This is a genomic window from Rhodococcus sp. MEB041, from assembly GCF_030208955.1.
In the GTDB taxonomy this organism is placed as follows: domain Bacteria; phylum Actinomycetota; class Actinomycetes; order Mycobacteriales; family Mycobacteriaceae; genus Rhodococcoides.
Window position 1 is genome coordinate 433,341 of the sequence record NZ_JARVSZ010000001.1, and the last position, 16,419, is coordinate 449,759.

At 67.6% G+C, this 16,419-nt stretch carries 17 protein-coding genes; 5 read left to right on the forward strand and 12 right to left on the reverse strand.

Going from position 1 to position 16,419, the window contains the following annotated elements:
- Window positions 1-34: 34 nt before the first annotated feature.
- Window positions 35-1,582, reverse strand: coding sequence for an ABC transporter substrate-binding protein (locus QRN16_RS02030; protein ID WP_222631613.1), 1,548 nt, complete (start codon window positions 1,580-1,582; stop codon window positions 35-37).
- 370 nt (window positions 1,583-1,952) lie between these two features.
- Between QRN16_RS02030 and QRN16_RS02035 the strand changes: the two genes are divergently transcribed.
- Both QRN16_RS02035 and QRN16_RS02040 read left to right on the forward strand, forming a co-directional pair.
- Window positions 1,953-2,972, forward strand: coding sequence for a 2-hydroxyacid dehydrogenase (locus tag QRN16_RS02035; protein ID WP_285184425.1), 1,020 nt, complete (start codon window positions 1,953-1,955; stop codon window positions 2,970-2,972).
- Window positions 2,969-3,355, forward strand: coding sequence for a universal stress protein (locus tag QRN16_RS02040; protein WP_027504712.1), 387 nt, complete (start codon window positions 2,969-2,971; stop codon window positions 3,353-3,355). The genes QRN16_RS02035 and QRN16_RS02040 overlap by 4 nt, the downstream gene beginning before the upstream one ends.
- 31 nt (window positions 3,356-3,386) lie before the next feature.
- Here the strand turns inward: QRN16_RS02040 and QRN16_RS02045 are convergent, their stop codons facing one another.
- From QRN16_RS02045 to QRN16_RS02090, 10 genes are all read right to left on the reverse strand, one after another.
- Entirely contained in the window at window positions 3,387-4,280 is an 894-nt protein-coding gene (locus QRN16_RS02045; RefSeq protein WP_027504713.1) for a LysR family transcriptional regulator, read from the reverse strand.
- 33 nt (window positions 4,281-4,313) lie between these two features.
- Window positions 4,314-5,576 (reverse strand): glucarate dehydratase family protein, encoded by a 1,263-nt coding sequence (locus QRN16_RS02050; RefSeq protein ID WP_285184426.1) that lies wholly within the window; start codon window positions 5,574-5,576, stop codon window positions 4,314-4,316.
- A complete protein-coding gene (locus QRN16_RS02055; RefSeq protein ID WP_222631604.1) occupies window positions 5,573-6,526 on the reverse strand; it encodes a 5-dehydro-4-deoxyglucarate dehydratase in 954 nt (317 codons plus the stop codon). Before QRN16_RS02055 ends, QRN16_RS02050 begins: the two co-directional genes overlap by 4 nt.
- A 77-nt stretch (window positions 6,527-6,603) precedes the next feature.
- Window positions 6,604-8,202 (reverse strand): aldehyde dehydrogenase (NADP(+)), encoded by a 1,599-nt coding sequence (locus tag QRN16_RS02060; RefSeq protein ID WP_285184427.1) that lies wholly within the window; start codon window positions 8,200-8,202, stop codon window positions 6,604-6,606.
- Between the two features lie 184 nt (window positions 8,203-8,386).
- The gene (locus QRN16_RS02065) at window positions 8,387-9,196 is read right to left on the reverse strand and encodes a TspO/MBR family protein (RefSeq protein ID WP_285184428.1); all 810 of its coding nucleotides are present in this window, start codon (window positions 9,194-9,196) and stop codon (window positions 8,387-8,389) included.
- Window positions 9,197-9,379: 183 nt separating this feature from the next.
- Entirely contained in the window at window positions 9,380-10,918 is a 1,539-nt protein-coding gene (locus QRN16_RS02070; RefSeq protein ID WP_285184429.1) for a signal peptidase I, read from the reverse strand.
- On the reverse strand, window positions 10,915-11,478 hold the full coding sequence (locus QRN16_RS02075) for a SipW-dependent-type signal peptide-containing protein (RefSeq protein ID WP_285184430.1): 564 nt from the start codon (window positions 11,476-11,478) through the stop codon (window positions 10,915-10,917). Before QRN16_RS02075 ends, QRN16_RS02070 begins: the two co-directional genes overlap by 4 nt.
- The gene (locus QRN16_RS02080; protein ID WP_285184432.1) at window positions 11,475-12,032 is read right to left on the reverse strand and encodes a signal peptidase I; all 558 of its coding nucleotides are present in this window, start codon (window positions 12,030-12,032) and stop codon (window positions 11,475-11,477) included. Before QRN16_RS02080 ends, QRN16_RS02075 begins: the two co-directional genes overlap by 4 nt.
- Window positions 12,029-12,589, reverse strand: coding sequence for a hypothetical protein (locus tag QRN16_RS02085; protein ID WP_285184433.1), 561 nt, complete (start codon window positions 12,587-12,589; stop codon window positions 12,029-12,031). Before QRN16_RS02085 ends, QRN16_RS02080 begins: the two co-directional genes overlap by 4 nt.
- A 15-nt stretch (window positions 12,590-12,604) precedes the next feature.
- Window positions 12,605-13,159, reverse strand: coding sequence for an alternate-type signal peptide domain-containing protein (locus tag QRN16_RS02090; RefSeq protein WP_285184434.1), 555 nt, complete (start codon window positions 13,157-13,159; stop codon window positions 12,605-12,607).
- 242 nt (window positions 13,160-13,401) lie between these two features.
- On the opposite strand from QRN16_RS02090, the gene QRN16_RS02095 reads away from it, so the two are divergent.
- From QRN16_RS02095 to QRN16_RS02105, 3 genes are all read left to right on the forward strand, one after another.
- Window positions 13,402-13,908, forward strand: a complete 507-nt coding sequence (locus QRN16_RS02095; RefSeq protein ID WP_285184435.1) for a mycothiol transferase — start codon at window positions 13,402-13,404, stop codon at window positions 13,906-13,908.
- Between the two features lie 62 nt (window positions 13,909-13,970).
- On the forward strand, window positions 13,971-14,522 hold the full coding sequence (locus QRN16_RS02100; RefSeq protein ID WP_222645548.1) for a hypothetical protein: 552 nt from the start codon (window positions 13,971-13,973) through the stop codon (window positions 14,520-14,522).
- Between the two features lie 46 nt (window positions 14,523-14,568).
- Window positions 14,569-15,036, forward strand: a complete 468-nt coding sequence (locus tag QRN16_RS02105) for a phosphoribosyltransferase (protein WP_222645549.1) — start codon at window positions 14,569-14,571, stop codon at window positions 15,034-15,036.
- A 10-nt stretch (window positions 15,037-15,046) separates the two neighbouring features.
- Here the strand turns inward: QRN16_RS02105 and QRN16_RS02110 are convergent, their stop codons facing one another.
- Window positions 15,047-16,357, reverse strand: a complete 1,311-nt coding sequence (locus QRN16_RS02110; protein ID WP_285184682.1) for an MCE family protein — start codon at window positions 16,355-16,357, stop codon at window positions 15,047-15,049.
- Between the last annotated feature and the right edge of the window lie 62 nt (window positions 16,358-16,419).

The window sequence follows — 16,419 nt, forward strand, 5'->3', positions numbered from 1 at the left end:
CTCGATCGAGGTGGGCTGCTGGTCGGGGTCGTGATCAGTCGGTCGCATCGGAACTCCGGGTCATCTCGGCCAGTCGCATCTCGTCGACGGTGGCGGAATCGGGGGTGTAGTCGATGCGCGGGTCCTTGGCCAACACACCGTTCATGTGCGCGATGTACGCCATCTGCGTGATCTCCTCGGGTTCACGGGCGAAGAGATCGGCGAACGCGGTCTGTCGCTCCTCGTCGGTCAGCGATTCGGCCTCGTCGATTCCCTCGTCGAAGTCGGTTGTGCCGTAGGAGCTCTGGAAGCCGTCGCTGCGCATGTACTGATCCATCGTGAACGCGGCGTCGCCGGCCTGATTGCCGTGCTGGATCACCAGCAGGTAGGGCCCGACGTTCGGGAACGGCCGTTCCTGGAACTCGGCGGTGGCCGCCGTGTCCTTCATCTCGATCTTCACGTTCAGGCCGATGCCGGCCAGCGCGTTCTGGATGACCTCGACGGTCTCGTTGATCTTCGGGAACTGCCCGGTGCGGCCGATGAGGCGGATCTCGGTGTCGACGGGAACACCGTCGGCGCGAGCCTCGTCGATGAGGGCCTTGCCCTTCTCCATGTCGTACGGCCACGGGGTGAGCTCGTCGTTGTAGCCGACGACGCCGTCCGCGATGAGTTGCGCAGCGGGCGCTCCCATTCCGCGGAACAGAGCCTTGACGATGCCCGCGCGGTTGATGGCGTAGTTGATCGCCTCGCGCACGCGCTGATCGTCGAGTGGCGGTGTGGTGGCCTGCATCCGCAAGGCGGTGGTCTCGTTGTTCGGGAAGGCGACACCGAGGTCGCCGGCTCCGTCCTCGGGGCCGAGGCCGGTCGCGATGTCCGCCTCGCCGTTGGTGACCATGGCGGCGCGGACGCTGCCCTCGGTACGCCACTGGTAGACGGCCCGCGTGAATTCCGGTGCGTCGCCCCAGTAGGTGTCGTTGCGCACCAGGGAGAGTCGCTGGCCGTAGTCCCACGAGTCGATGCGGTACGGGCCGGTACCGATCGGCTCGCGGGTCCGCTCGGCGCTACCGACCTCGCTCTTGACCATCTCGATGAACGAGAGCCGAAGCGGCAGAATCGGATCGGGAGTCGGCGAGGCGACGGTCAACGTCGTCGGATCCACGGCGCGGACGGTGAGGTCGTCGTCGCCGAAGACGTATCCCTCGACGTTGCAGGCCAGATCGGAGTTCACGGCGCGATCGACCGACACGGCGGCGTCCTCGGCGTCGAACGGTGTGCCGTCGCTGAAGGTGACGTCGTCGCGCAGGCGGATCGTCCACTCGGTGTCCGACGTGCGCTCCCACGACGTGGCGAGCTTCGGTTCGAGGTCACCCGTGGTGGGGTCACGCTCGATCATGGGTTCGGTGATGTTGGACCGCGTGACCACGCCGATGGCCGTCAGCGAGACATCGCACGGCTCCAGGGTCGGTGGTTCCTGCGGCAGCACGATCCGGACGGTGTCGGGACTCGCGGCGTCTCCGCTGTCCGAGTTCGCGACGGTGCATCCGGTGAGGAGTGCGGACGCGGCGATCACCGACACCAGGGATGTGGCGCGGGTGGATCTCATGGATTCCTCCAAGCTGAGGGGGCTTCACCGGGTGCGAGGTGTCGGGGCTGACGACGCACGCCGAGTGGAGCCGATGGACCGCCTGTGACGGTAGACACACGGTAGGAGTGGGGGGAGTGACCGTCAACAGGCGATCGGCCGGGAAATCGCAGTTCGGGGCCGATTTCGGGCTCGCCGTGACGGCGTCGAGCGGTCCGCATCACACTGCCGAGGCTCTGACCTGCTGCGTCACGAGAAGACACGATATCAATACCGGAAGAGTATGGATCCATGCTAATTGCGTGTTGGACCGGTATTCGTCGGCCGACATACGATCACCCCAGACGATGGCCGTCGCTCCCGGTGGCCGTCGCACGGTGAAGGAGGCGGCATGACCGACGGTGGAACGCCGAGCTCGAACGGATCGGCATCGAGTCCCGATGAGGCGCAGCGATTTTCGCGCGTTCTCCGGGTCGGCGGACTCAAGCCGTCGCTCATGGAGACACTCGAGGCCGGCGGCGCGCTGGTGCTGCCGGACGACGATCGCGACGATGTGCTCGGCCGGCACGCCGACGAGATCGTCGCCGTCGTGACGTCCGGCCGTGTCGGCGTCAAGGCGGACCTCATGGACCGCCTGCCCGCGCTGCGCGCGATCGTCCACTTCGGAGTCGGGTACGACGGCACCGATGCCGAGGAGGCCCGCCGCCGCGGGATCGGTGTCAGCAACACGCCGGACGTCCTCACCGACGCCGTTGCCGACACCGCCCTCGGGCTGCTCATCGACACCCTCCGCGGCCTCTCCGCCGCCGACCGCTACGTGCGCGCGGGCGAGTGGACCACCAAGCCCATGCCGCCGTTGGCGCGGCAGGTCAGCGGATCTCGGGTCGGCATTCTCGGTCTCGGGCGCATCGGCGGCGCCATCGCGCACCGCCTCGAGGCCTTCGGCTGCACCATCGGCTACCACAACCGCAACGTCGTCGAGTCGAGTCCGTACCGGTACCACTCGTCTCCGCGGGAACTCGCTGCGGCAGTGGACGTTCTGGTCGTGGCCGCAGCCGGCGGACCGGAGACACAGCAGCTCGTCGACAGGGAGACGCTGGACGCACTGGGGCCGGACGGCTTTCTGATCAACGTGGCTCGCGGCAGCGTCGTGGACGAGGACGCCCTCGTCGAGGCGCTGCAGAGCGGACGGTTGGCCGGCGCCGGGCTCGACGTCTTCGCCCACGAACCCGAGGTGCCGGACGCGCTTCGCGCCCTCGACACCGTGGTGCTGCTTCCCCACGTCGGGAGTGCCACGGTGCAGACTCGCGCCGCGATGGAAGCACTCACCCTCGAGAACCTGAACTCGTTCCTCGCCGACGGCACGCTCGTGACGCCGGTCTTCCAGCCCGATCAGAAGGAGACCCGATGAGCGTCGTCGTGGGATACGCGGACACCGTCGAGGATCGCAACGCACTGCCGTTCGCGTTCCGCGAGGCCAAGATGCGCGGTACCGACGTCACCGTCGTGGTCGACGGTGATCGCAGTGCGGTCGACGAGCTGATCATGGCTGCCCGCACCGACTCCGGCGCCGACGGCGTGGCGGCGCGGGTGGCGGAGCCGGTACCCGGCCGCTCGCACGCCGACAACCTCGTCGACATGTCCTACGAGCCGGACGTCGAGCTCCTCGTCATCGGCGTGCGTCGCCGCTCACCCGTCGGAAAGCTGTTGCTCGGCAGCCTGTCTCAGCGTGTCCTGCTCGACGCACACTGCCCGGTCGTGGCCGTCAAGCCGCCGGTCGAGGTCGCGCACTAGTTCGCGGACGCAGCAACCGCCGGCCGTGATCTCACTGCAGTGAGGTCACGGCCTTCACGTCCGTCAGCACACGGTGCAGGGCGGGGTTGGCGGCGTCGTGACGCCACGCGGCGTTCAGTCGCACGGGTTCCTCGGTGCTGGAACGGATCTCGCGGAACACGACGCCCTCGGTGTGCATCGTGCGTGCCGAGGCCGGCACCAGTGCGCAGCCCAGGCCGGAGCTCACGAGCATCAACATGGTGTGTACCTGCGTCACGTACTGCACGTATCGAGGCGTGACCCCGGCGACGGTGAAGGTACTGATGAGGAGCTCGTGGAAGTAGCGGGCATCCACCGGCGAGTACATGATCACGGGTTGATCGTCGAAGTGCGTCACGCTCAGACGCTCCACGTCGAGGAGTTCGTGCCCCTCGGGAAGCGCAGCGACGAGTGCCTCGCGGTGGATGGGCCGCGTCAGGATTCCCGGTCGCGTGACGGTGGGACGGACCAGACCGAGATCAAGTTCTCCGCTCGCCAGGGCGTCGATCTGAATCGACGACACCATCTCCCGCAGCACCAGTTCGACGTCCGGGAGAGCTGCGCGCACGTCCGAGAGCAGCCGAGGCAGGACGGCGTGCGCGGACGCCGCGGTGAAGCCGATGACGACGGTGCCCAGATCACCGGCGGGGACACGCTTGACGGTCAGTGCGGCGCTCTCGGCCAAGCGGACTATCCGGCGGGCGTCGGGCAGGAACGCCACGCCGGCGGCCGTGAGGGTCACCGAGCGTGACGTCCGATCGATCAGCTGCACGCCCAGTTCACTCTCGAGCTGCTGGATCTGCCTGCTGAGCGGGGGCTGGGTCATGTGGAGCCGCTCTGCGGCTCGGCCGAAGTGCAGCTCTTCCGCGACGGCGATGAAGCACGTCAGGCGCGAGAGCGAGAACATCGGCTCAAGATAGCCGACCGTGTGAACGGCCGGTCACCATCGCGGCGAGGAGTTGACGAAGTCGGGTTCGAGACTCTGCCGGTAGCCGGTGTCGTCACGGTCCCTGATCCCGCAGTCGAGGTACTGCTGGTGCAGCCTCGCCAGCGCGTCCTCGTCGAGTTCGACGCCCAGCCCCGGTCCCGTGGGTACCGCGACGGCGCCGTTCTCGATGCGCAGAACGCCCGGGACCACGACGTCCTCGGTCTTCCACGGCCAGTGTGTGTCGCAGGCGTACGTGAGATTCGGCGTGGCGCCGGCGAGGTGCACCATCGCGGCGAGCGAGATGCCGAGATGGGAGTTCGAGTGCATCGACAGGCCGAGTCCGAAGGTGTCGCACATGCCGGCGAGCAGCCGTGAGCGTTGCAGTCCACCCCAGTAGTGGTGATCGGACAGCACGACCCCGACCGAGTCGCGTCGGACCGACGGCTCGAGCTGATCGAACGCCACGACACACATGTTGGTCGCCAGCGGCATGGCGGCCTTGCGGGCCACCTCCGACATTCCGTCCAGGCCCGGTGTGGGGTCCTCGAGATACTCGACGACACCGGTCAGGGCCGACGCGACCTCGAGGGACGTGTCGACGGTCCACGCCGCGTTGGGATCCAGTCGTAGCGGGAGATCGGGAAACGCTTCGCGCAGCGCGTGCATCGCGGCGATCTCCTGCTCGGGTGGGAACACCCCGCCCTTGAGCTTGATCGCGCCGAAGCCGTACCGGTCGATCATCCGTCGGGCCTGCGCGACGATGCCCTCGGGATCGAGCGCGGCACCCCACTCGTCGTCCGCGGAGCCGGGGTGCCCGGCCCACTTGTAGAAGAGATAGGCACTGAACGGTACGGCCGTGCGCACCAGGCCACCGAGAAGATCGGAGACGGGCCGCCCGAGGATCTTGCCCTGGATGTCGAGGCACGCCACCTCGAACGGCGAGAACACCCGATCGGTGGTGCTGGCCGTCGTGATCATGCCGGCCACCCCGTCACCACCCGTCACCGTCAGGCCACCCAGGCACTCGTCCACGACGGCGCGCAGCGTGTGGAGTGCGAAGACGTCCACCCCGACCATGGCCTCGGCAGCAGCGTTCAGGCGAACGAGATGCGCGGTGTCGGCGTAGGTCTCGCCCAGACCCACGGCGCCGTCGTCGGTCCGGATCTGCACGATCGCGCGCAGAGCGAACGGCTGATGGACTCCGACGGTGTTGAGCAGCGGCGGGTCGGCGAAGGCGACGGGGGTGACGGTGACGGAGGTGATGCGGCTGCTCACGAGTGCACGGCCTCCTTGGTGACCGAGTCGGCTGCGAGGGAGTCGGCGAGCACGGCGCGGCCGGCTGCGATGATCGCAGTGAGGGCCTCCACGTCCGCGGGTGCGGCGTCGATCAGCGGTGCCCGAACGGGGCCGGCGGCAACACCTTCGAGGGTGACGCCCGCCTTGATCAGGGAGACGGCGTAGCCGGGTACCGAGTCGCGCAGACGCACGAGTGGGTGGAAGAACTCGCGCAGCAGGGCGTCGGTGAGCGTGACGTCGTCGTTCTCGAGCGAGGTGTAGAACGCCAGGGCCAGCTCCGGGGCGAAGGCGAACGTGGCCGACGAGTAGAGCGTGACGCCGATGGCGCGGTAGGCCTGCTGCGAGACCTCGGCCGTGGGCAGTCCGTTGAAGAACTGGAACGCCTTGCCGGTGGGCGCCAGGGAGTCCTCGACCGCGCGCACGATACGCGAGACGCGATCCAGATCGCCTGTGCCGTCCTTGAATCCGACGACGGTGGGGAAGTGGGCGACCTCGACGGCGGACGCCTCGTCGTAGCGCGCGTTGCCGCGGTTGTAGACGATCACCGGCAGGTCGGTGACGGAGGTGACCTCGCGGGTGTACTCGACCAGGCCGGCCTGCGGCATGGTCACCAGGTAGGGCGGGAGCAGCAGGATGCCGTCGGCGCCGTTGTCACGAGCGGATCGGGCGAAGATCTTCGCCTGGGCCACCGAACCACCCGCGCCCGCGTAGACCGGGACGCGGCCGGCGACGGTACGCACCGCGGTGGCGACGATCTCGCCGAACTCGACGGCCTCGAGAGCGTGGAACTCACCGGTGCCGCAGGCGATGAAGACACCGCCGGGGCCCGCGTCGACACCCTTCGCGATGTGCTCGGCGAGAAGTGCGTGGTCCACCTCGCCGGAGTCGGTGAAGGGGGTGACAGGGAAGAAGAGGACGCCGTCGAGCATGAGATCTCCTGGTGTACGAGGGGGTGGTGCGGGAAGGCCGAAGGCCGGCCGGTGTGGTGCGTCAGGGTGTAGAGAGTTCAGTCGCGGGAGAGTTGGCCGTCGACACGCCGCCAGATGCCGTCGGGGTTGCCGTCGGCGATGGCGCTCGGGAGCAACGCGGCGGGAACGTCCTGGTACGCCACGGGGCGCAGGAACCGCTCGATGGCGAGCGAACCGACCGATGTCGAGCGTGAGTCGGACGTCGCCGGGTAAGGGCCGCCGTGGACCATCGCGTGGCCCACCTCGACGCCCGTGGGCCACCCGTCGAAGAGGATGCGTCCGGCCTTCAGCTCGAGGACGCGGAGCAGGCGTCCAGCATCGGCGTGATCGGCGGCGTCGGCGTGGATCGTCGCGGTGAGCTGACCTTCGAGAGCGCGGGCCACGGCGGCGACCTGCTCGGCCGAGGTGCAGCGGACGACGAGCGCGGATGCGCCGAACACTTCGGCCTGCAACACGTCTCGGTCGAGGAACGTCGCGGCGTCGGTGCTGAAGAGTGCCGCGCGGCCGGCGTTGGGTGCGTCGGTGACGGTGCCGCGGGCGACCTCGTCTGCGGCGGCGCTCAGCGCGTCGACACCCTTGACGTAGCTGTCGGCGATGTTCGGCGTCAGCATGGTGGTCGGGGTGCTGGCCGCGACGGCGTCCGCAGCGGCCGCGACGAAGGCGTCGAGTTCCGGTCCGTCCTGCGCGATGACGAGGCCGGGATTGGTGCAGAACTGTCCGGAGCCGAGCGTCAGGGAGGCGACGAAGGCTCGGCCCAGATCTGCGGCCCGCGTCTCGAGGGCGTGCGGGAACAGGAACACCGGGTTGATGGAGCTCATCTCGGCGTACACCGGGATCGGTTCCGGTCGACCGGCTGCGGCGCGTACCAGAGCGGTTCCGCCGGAACGGGATCCGGTGAAGCCGACGGCCTTGACGCGCGGGTCGGTGACCAGAGCGGTGCCGATGGTGCGGCCGTCGCCGTAGACGAGCGAGAACACTCCTGCCGGCATGCCGGTCGACGCGGCGGCCTCGGTGATCGCGCGGCCGACGTATTCGGACGTACCCGGGTGGGCGTCGTGGGCCTTGACGATGACGGGGCATCCGGCGGCGAGTGCCGATGCGGTGTCGCCGCCGCCGACGGAGAAGGCGAGCGGAAAGTTGCTGGCGCCGAACACGACCACCGGTCCGAGTGAGACCTTGCGCTGGCGGATGTCGGCGCGGGGAAGGGGTGCGCGATCCGGCTGTGCGGGGTCGATGCGGGCACCGTTCCAGCTGCCCTCGCGGAGCACCGAGGCGAACAGGCGGAGCTGTCCGCTGGTGCGGCCGACCTCACCGGTGATCCGACCGACGGGCAGGCCGGACTCGGCCACCGCGCGCTCGATGAGCGTCTCGCCCAGCGCCTCGATGTTGTCGGCGATGGCGTCGAGGAAGTCGGCGCGTGCCTCGGACGTGGTGGAGCGGTAGGCGTCGAAGGCCTCGTCCGCCGCCGCGCAGGCCGCGTCGACGTCGGCCATCGTGCCGTGCCGGTAGGCGGGCTCGAGATCCGCGCCGGTGGACGGATCGATGCCGTGGACGGTCGTGCCGGTGCCGGGGACGGTGGACCCGGCGATGATCAGCTCCCCGGTCAGAGGAGCGGTCGTCGTCACCGTTGCAGTCATCAGTGCATCAGCCCTTCTTGCAGTGCGTGGTTGTACAGACGACGCTAAGGCGCGGTGTCATACAAGTCCAAGTTAAAATTGCACTGCAGCGATGCACTGTCGGTATCGACAGGGGTGACGCCTCGGTTCCCGCGGGCGTTGTGTGTTCCCGTGGTGGTTGCAGCGGCCGCGGGAACATGGAACGTCAGCGGGAGCTCACTCCACGACGGAGACGCAGTGCGAGCGTGCCGAGAAGAACCACTGCCGACGCCACCGCAGCGGTCCACCCGACGGTGGTGTTCAGGACCTCGCCGGACAGGCGCCCCTGCGCGACCCACCCGAGTCCCCACGCGAGCGACAGCGCCGGCGCGATCCGCCCGGCGGAGACGGTGGCCAGGAACAGTCCGACCAGCGCCGCGACAACGAGAACGAGGACGGCCCACACGGTGGCCGCCGACTCGACGCCCATCGACGCGAGCCATGCGCTGACGTTCGCGACCGTCGCGATCGCCACCCACCCGAGATAGAGCCCCATGGTCCCGTCGGTGATCACCGTGTCGACGGCGGTGGTCCGCGGGGCCGCGATGAGCCGGGCGAACACGACGGCGAGACTCGTGAGCAGCGCGACGATCACGATGACGCTCAGGAGTACCTGGCCGAACTGCACCACCGTGATCCACGCGGCGTTGAGCAGCATCGTCACGGCGATCGGGACCCGCAGTGTGCGCTGCCGGTCGGAGCGGCGCTGAGCGGGCAGTGCCTGCCAGACCGCGTACGCGATCAACCCGAGGTAGATGACGGACCAGATGGAGAACGCGGGCCCGGCCGGCGCGACGAGGGTGGCAGTCGCGCTCAGCGCGCCGTCCGCCGCCTCGGCGATGGGTGTGCCGACGACGGCGCCAGAGCCCAGGAACCCTCCGACCACGGCGACGATGGCGCTGACGACGACCAGGATCACCGGGCCCGGAGGTGCGGGCTCGGTGTGCTGCCGAGGTGTGGCCGTGTCGTGGGTCATGGGGGTCCTTCGCGTGCCGGGATCAAGTCGGCTCGCGGTTTCCCGAAACTTCACAAACTGAAACACTTCGTCGTGAGGTACCAGCGACGAGCAGCACTGCACACAGAATCGCCGACTGCGACTGGATCGGGCCATGTCACGTCACATGACGGATGGGCACATCTGCTCAGTGCGCGATTCGACTCACCCGAGCGCCGATCGAACCTCGGCCGGGACGGAGGCATCGTCGTCCGGCACTGTCATGGCGGCCCAACTGCTGTCGGCCGCCAGCCGTCGTAGTCCGGCGGCGTCTCGAAACCACAACGAGTCGTCATCGGCCCAGACGACGAGATAGCCGCTGGACGAGGGCGGTGCCTGACCCCGATGGAGAGTCGAACCCGTCGAGTCGCTGACGGTCAGCACCGCGCCGGACGTGTCCTCGACGACGCGGGCGGTGAACGACCCCGATGGTGAGGTGCGCGGTGCGACGAGATCGACAGGCGCCACCGGCACACTTGATGTGGTGGGTGTGGTCGGCGTGGTGGTGATCGTCGACGTTGTCGTCGGGGCCGAGGAGGAGGGGGCCCGAGTCGTCGTTGCCGCGGCGGCGGTCGTGGTCGTCGGTGCGCTGGATGTCGGTGTGGCCGACGCGGTGGTCGATTCTGTCGACGTGGCCGAAGGCGCTGCGACTCGCGCGGACAGAGCGGCGGTGCCCCCGCACCGGGCGTTCGCGGCAACGCCCAACAGGCCCGGACTCATGGTGACGGTCACCGAGTTGCTTGCCCGTGACGTGACGCCGCCGATCGTCGCGGTGACGAAAACCGTGTAGACCCCGTCGAGTGGTGCGAGATTGACCAGAGACCCGTTGTCGAGGACGAAGGACACGCGCACCACGTTGTTGCTGGTGGTCGTGGTGGTGGGCGACGCGGGTCGCGTGATGTCGGCGCTGCCCGATTTTCTCAGGACGTATGCGTACGTGGCGCCAGTTCCGGAGGACGTCCAGCTGAGGGTGGCCATGGGAATCAGGCCTGACCTGGTGGCGCAGGCCAACGATCCCGGTGCGGCGGTTCCCGCTCTCGTGGTGAGTGTGCCGGACACAGCAGTTCCCGAGTCCGGGGCGAGAGCTGCGTGGGCGGTGGGCGCATCGGTGATCGACAGTGCCAACAAAGCAACAGTGAAGACACTGACCATGACGGTCGCTGATCCCGACGCGGGTGATGCGGTCTGCGCCGCCGCCGTGGTTTCCGGTTTCCATGCGATCAGGACAAGGAGCCCCACGAGGAGACCTCCGGCCACTATCGCTGTCGGACTGGACAGCCATGCCACAACCCATCCGAGCGTGCCGACGTGCGCGAACACTCGGTCGACCTCGGTCACCGTGTAAGGATTCGAGTCGGGGAAATCGTTGGCGTCGCCCTTCAGAATCATCGTGACCGAGTTCGAGGTCGAACCCTGGATCTCGTTGACGCGGTGGGTCAACCGTGACCCGTCGGCATTCTCGACGGTCACGATGTCGCCGACACGAATGTCGGTGGCGGGCACGGTCCGAGCCAGAGCGAGTGCGCCGGTGTCGATTGTGGGGGACATCGAACCGGACTGGAACACCAGCGGGGTGATCGAGAACAGGGCGGCTCCCAGGGCTGCCGCCATGCACAGGACACCCAGCGCAGCACCGACGGTGAGCGCCAGCTCCCGAATGACGCTGTGCTCCCTCACCTCCGGCTGTCGGCGATGGCCGCTCATGTGGACGTCGCATCGAACGTCAGAGTGATGGTTCCGGACGCGGGAATGACAGGAAGAATCACGGAAGCGGGAATGGACACCGCCACGCAGAGAGGATCCGACCCGGACGCCGCTACCGGCCCCCTGGCGGAGAAGATGGTGGCGTCCGACGTGCTCGACAGGGTCGTGGCAGAGCTGATCTCGCTGCCTGGACAGGAACCGGCAGCGATGGCCACCTTGAGAAGGTTCCCGAGCTCCGAGGTACTCGCCCGCACCTTGGTCGAGTACCGGAAGGGCACCGTCCCGGAGTTCGACACGACGAGAGGGGTGGTGATGGTCGTGCCTGGCATCATCGCAGTGGCTTGCACGTCCGCTTTGAACTTCACGGGATCGTTGTCCACGCCATCGAGCTTGAGGTCGACGTAGCCGGTGGTGAACACGCCGGAGGTCGCAGTCGCAGTCTCGGACCATGCCGCCATCGTGCCGACGCTCCCCAGCCCCAGGACTATTCCGAGGGACAGGAGAGCGCGAAGTCGCGCGCTGGACATGCGGCCCGGAGGTCGGACCGGTGGGTGCGTCATGAGGACGACTCCTTCTCGACGCGGCGGCCGCGGAAAGCGCCGCCGAACATCACCACGGCATAGAGGAACAAGAAGCCCGAGATCACCAGCACGGAGATTCGGCGCTGCTCACCGTTGATCCATGTATTCACATGGCCGAGAAACGGCACGGAATACCACACTGCTCCCCTGATCTGACCGAACTCGATGGGTGCATCGTCGGCGTTGTTGTTGTCGCCTCGGGTGATGTATCGGGTGCCCCCGTCCGCAGACTCGAGAACGGAGACGATCCGGTGCGTGACCACTTCGGGACGGCCGGACTCGAGCTGATAGGTCACGGGCACGCCGATTCCGAGGTCGGTGGGTCGTACCTCGCGCACGACGATGAGGGTGCCGGGTGGGTAGGTCGGCTCCATGGAGCTCGTGAGAATCGTGTACGGCACCGCTCCCGCGATTCGTGGCACGACCACCGTCGCGGCGAGAATTGCCAGAGCGCCGAACAGTGCTGTGTACGAGAGGATTCGGCCGACCCACCACCGCAGGCCCATGTCACGGATCGAGCGGTGACGGCTCATCCCTGCTCCGCGAGGAAGGTGAAGGTCACCTTCGACGACGCCCTCGAAGGCGGAGTCGCGGTGAGTGCCACGCGGAGGCACAAGACCTCTGATGCACCTGCCGCGAGTGTGCGGAAGGCGGGTGACGCAGGACCCTGCGCGGTCGACAGTGGTCCCGTGTAGAGCGTCTCGACGGTTCCGCTGGGTGCAGCTGCAGCCGGACATGACGCAACAGAAGCGACCTTGGATGCGACGACAGTCATCGACGACGCGAGCGGAGCAGTGGCTGCGGCGCTCTGGAGTCGATACTTCATGGCGATGTTCCCCGCGTTCCTGACCGTCAGCGGTGCCTGAGAGAAGGCATCCGGGCCCAAATTCGTTCCACCCAGAGCGGCCAACTCGTAGGCGTCCACTTCCGCTCCGGACGCACCGACCTTGATGTCGAGTGTGCCGGCGCGAATCGTTCCTCCGTTGGTGACGGCATCGTTACGCCACAGCGCGCCCGTCGTCTGGGTGGATCCGAGGACCACCACAGCGACGGACGCGGCTGCGGCCACGACATATCTGATGTGTTTCACCGCGACGATCAGGGATCAGGGGGTGCGGGATTGCTGCAGCTTCACGGCGAACGCGGACAGATTGACTGTTCCGTTCTGAGCCGTCAGACCCGACACCGAGCTCGGGAAACTGAAGGTGACCTTGACAGTGACGGTCTGATCGCTGGAGGCGATACGGACGGCCGAACCGGTGCTGGGCAACGCGGTCGCACCGGAGGTGCCGGAAACGGTGATGACCATGTTCTCCTTGAGGTTGCCGGTCCCCGTGATGGTGTTCAGATCCACGCTGAGGTCGGCGAGGAGGTTGTCACCGCTGGCCTCGATGTCGTACGTCTTCGTGTAGGTGACAACATCTCCCGGGACCACGAGGTAGGTGCCGATGTTCGTGATCGGTCCTGCGGGTTTGACGTCCGAGGTCGTCTGCGCCCACACCCCTGCGGCGGCGCCGGCGGTGATCTTGAGATCGCCGGCGGTGACCGTTCCGCCATTCGTCGTCGCTTCGCTGTTCCAGAGCGCGAAGCTGCCCATGCCGCCCAGGAGGAGGACGATTGCGGCTACGGCCGCCAACGCGCCCTTTGTTGCCTTGTTCATCAGAATCGCTTTCGATTGGCCGGTGAGGGCATGAGTCCAGCCACGATTGTGGCGTGAACGGTGGCCCGTCAGGGCCTGATACGAAGTTGTCTAGCCATTGTTTCGGCGGGGTGATCCATTCCGTTAACGCCCGCGGCAAAAAAGTCTCAAAAATTGTTTAGGTGAGGTGCGAAGTGCGGGATGCGCGGCTCGGCCGGGACCGGTGCACCATGGAACTTCGACCGAGACGAAGGAGACCACCGGTGGACCACAGAGGCGTGCTGATCGACGCGTACGACCGCATCAAGGAGACCGTGCACACGACGCTCGACGGCCTGGATCGGGGGGCGCTGACCTACCGCATCGATCCGGAGGCCAACACCATCGCCTGGCTGGTGTGGCATCTCGCGCGGGTGCAGGACGATCACGTCGCGGGTGTGGCGGGCAGCGAGCAGGTCTACACCGCGGACGGATTGAACGCCCGCTTCGCACTTCCGTTCGACGACGACGCCATCGGGTACGGGCAGTCGACGGAGGACGTGGGCAAGGTCGACGTCGACGCTGAGATCCTCGCCGGATACGTCGATGCCGTTCATGCGCGCACCGTCGAGTACCTCGACACCCTCACGGCAGAAGACCTCGACCGGGTGATCGACGAGAACTGGGATCCGCCGGTCACGCTGGCCGTCCGCCTCGTCAGTGTCGTGTCCGACGATCTACAGCACATCGGCCAGGCGGCATTCATCCGTGGAGTCGTCGAGCGGCGGTGAGAGAGCCCCGTGTCGGACGGCCGTGACATCGTGACGGCACTCAGCACGAGAGGACCCGAACGATGACCACCACCACCTGGCCGCTGCGTTGGCCGGCGTCCGCACGCGATGTCGCCGACGGCATCGTCCGACTCTCCGCGGCGCTGCGAGACTCCGATGCCGACGCGGTCGACGATGCTGTGTCGGAACTGGCTTCGCAGAACGGTGTTCGCGTCGAGGACGTCTACGCCGCGATCCTGCGGATGCTCCTCGAGGCTGCTCATCCCGACGGCCTCGACGGTGACGACGTGGGCGCCGTCGTCCGCGAGGCCGCCGCGAAGGACACCGGGTCGGATCCGTCCGACGTCGTGGCCGTGGTGCTCGGCACCCTGGGGGTCCATCCGGAACCGGAGCGTCGGACGAGCGGGTCGAGCGCCGAGGACGAGAGTCAGGACCCCGACGACCGGCGAGACGACGGCCAGGTGGTCGTGGCGAGAATGGCCGCGGCGCCTGCGATCCGTGCGTCGGCGGCGGTCACGGACGTGCTCCTCGCCCGCATCGGATCACCGATCGAGGCCGTGGTGACCATGGTCGTCGACGACATCGCCGCCGCGGAGACCATCGAGTGGCCGTGATCGCTCGTCCGATCCGGTGGCACCGGCACGGGTAACGTGAGTCCCCATGCGCGAGACACTGACGTGGGACCTGTTCGGCACGGCGTCGCGTGAGCTCACACGCACCGTCGTGGACAGTGGCTTCCGGCCGGACATCGTCATCGCGATCGCACGCGGCGGACTCATCCCGGCCGGGGCTCTGGCCTACGCGATGGGTGTGAAGGCCGCCGGCACGCTCAACGTCGAGTTCTACACCGACGTCGAGGAGACGCTGCCGGATCCGGTGGTGCTCGCGCCATTGCTCGACACCGATGCACTCGTGGGCAAGAAGCTGCTCGTCGTGGACGACGTCGCCGACTCCGGGCGCACTCTCGCGCTGGTCGTGGGCTTGCTGAAAGAGCATGCAGCAGAGGTGAAGTCCGCCGTCGTCTACACCAAGCCCCGCACCATCATCACGCCGGACTTCTCGTGGCGGGAGACCGATTTGTGGATCGAGTTCCCGTGGTCCTCGGAGCCGGTCATCGAACAGGATTGACCTGCTGCCGTCAGCGGATCGCCACCTCGGCGCCGCGGAGTGCGGGAGCGCCGATCAGCGTCGTCCAGGACGGGACCGCGATGGGCTCGACGCCGCTGCCCTGTCCGTAGATGACGGCCAGCGTGTCTCGCTCGGCGTCCGATCCGGCGTACGACGCGTCGGCCGGAACGGGTGACTGCTGTGGGAGCGATGCGTACTCGATGTCCTGTGGGCCGGGATTGCGTGAGGGCACCTGGTACGACCCGTCGTTGAGTCCACTGCCCGGGTACTGCGGGAAGAACCGTCCGGGTGCGGTGACGTCCTGATAGCAGGCGGCCGGCCTGTCGTCGAAGAGGCGCGGTTCGTCCTGGTTGGGGAGGTAGCCGCCGCGCGGGTTGACGAAATTGATGGTGGCGCGCGCACCGGGGTACGGATCACCCACTCCCAGAATGCGTCTCGCCTCCCCGATCAGGCCCGCGAACTTGGGCAGCATGCACCCGAACGTGGGGGAGAACTCGGCGAGCAACTCCAACGTCTCTCTGCTGCCGTCGGCGATGGTGATGATCGACTCGGCGTTCGCCGCGAGCAGGTCCGCGGTGCTGCCGGACGATGCGGTCGCCGACGTCAGAAGCGTGTCGACGGCGGGACGTCGCTCGACGAGCGTGTTGCCCGTGACGGTGAGATTGTCGAGTGCGTCGAGCAGATCGGGAGCCGCGGTGGAGTAGGTCTCCGTCAGGGCGGCGAAGTCGACGAGATCCTGCTGCAGCGCCGGCAGCTCACGGCTGAGGCCGGTGACGATCTCGTCGAGTCGGTCGAGTGTGCGACCGAGTGCCTCGCCCCGCCCGTCGAGGGCCTGCGACAGCGCGCCCAGAGTGGTGGCCAACTTGTCCGGGGGAATGGCGTCGAGCAAGGGCAGCAGGCTGTCCAGTAATTGGCCGACCTCGATGGCGTTGCCGCTCGTGTCCTGCTCGATGACGTCGCCTTCCGCGATGGGAGTGCCCGTCCCTCCCCGCGGAATCTGGAGTGCGACGTAGCGCTCGCCGAACAGCGTCTTGGGCAACAGACGCGCCGTCACGGACGCCGGAATCATCGGCGCGGAGTCCTCCTCGAGCGCGATGCGGGAGATCACGACACCGTTCTCCGTGGTCGACGATCGCACCTGGCCGACGATGACTCCCCGCACCTTGACGTCGGCGTCGGGTGGCAGCGCGTTTCCCACCGAATCGGTGCGCAGTTCCACCGTCACCACGGACTCGAATGTCCGGGCGTACACCGCGGTGGTGAAGCCGACGAAGGCCACCACGGCCAGAAAGAACGCGAGACCGGAAAGGCGGCGCACCATCATCCGGGAATGGTGACCGCGATCACACCATTTGTCAATGGCCTCTCGACCGTTGACACGAA

Coding starts and splice junctions, on each gene's coding strand:
- QRN16_RS02105 (WP_222645549.1), top strand. CDS start 14,569: ATGCGCGAGACACTGACGTGGGACCTGTTCGGCACGGCGTCGCGTGAG.
- QRN16_RS02070 (WP_285184429.1), bottom strand. CDS start 10,918: ATGAGCGGCCATCGCCGACAGCCGGAGGTGAGGGAGCACAGCGTCATT.
- QRN16_RS02110 (WP_285184682.1), bottom strand. CDS start 16,357: ATGGTGCGCCGCCTTTCCGGTCTCGCGTTCTTTCTGGCCGTGGTGGCC.
- QRN16_RS02075 (WP_285184430.1), bottom strand. CDS start 11,478: ATGACGCACCCACCGGTCCGACCTCCGGGCCGCATGTCCAGCGCGCGA.
- QRN16_RS02065 (WP_285184428.1), bottom strand. CDS start 9,196: ATGACCCACGACACGGCCACACCTCGGCAGCACACCGAGCCCGCACCT.
- QRN16_RS02080 (WP_285184432.1), bottom strand. CDS start 12,032: ATGAGCCGTCACCGCTCGATCCGTGACATGGGCCTGCGGTGGTGGGTC.
- QRN16_RS02045 (WP_027504713.1), bottom strand. CDS start 4,280: ATGTTCTCGCTCTCGCGCCTGACGTGCTTCATCGCCGTCGCGGAAGAG.
- QRN16_RS02035 (WP_285184425.1), top strand. CDS start 1,953: ATGACCGACGGTGGAACGCCGAGCTCGAACGGATCGGCATCGAGTCCC.
- QRN16_RS02040 (WP_027504712.1), top strand. CDS start 2,969: ATGAGCGTCGTCGTGGGATACGCGGACACCGTCGAGGATCGCAACGCA.
- QRN16_RS02030 (WP_222631613.1), bottom strand. CDS start 1,582: ATGAGATCCACCCGCGCCACATCCCTGGTGTCGGTGATCGCCGCGTCC.
- QRN16_RS02055 (WP_222631604.1), bottom strand. CDS start 6,526: ATGCTCGACGGCGTCCTCTTCTTCCCTGTCACCCCCTTCACCGACTCC.
- QRN16_RS02090 (WP_285184434.1), bottom strand. CDS start 13,159: ATGAACAAGGCAACAAAGGGCGCGTTGGCGGCCGTAGCCGCAATCGTC.
- QRN16_RS02100 (WP_222645548.1), top strand. CDS start 13,971: ATGACCACCACCACCTGGCCGCTGCGTTGGCCGGCGTCCGCACGCGAT.
- QRN16_RS02060 (WP_285184427.1), bottom strand. CDS start 8,202: ATGACTGCAACGGTGACGACGACCGCTCCTCTGACCGGGGAGCTGATC.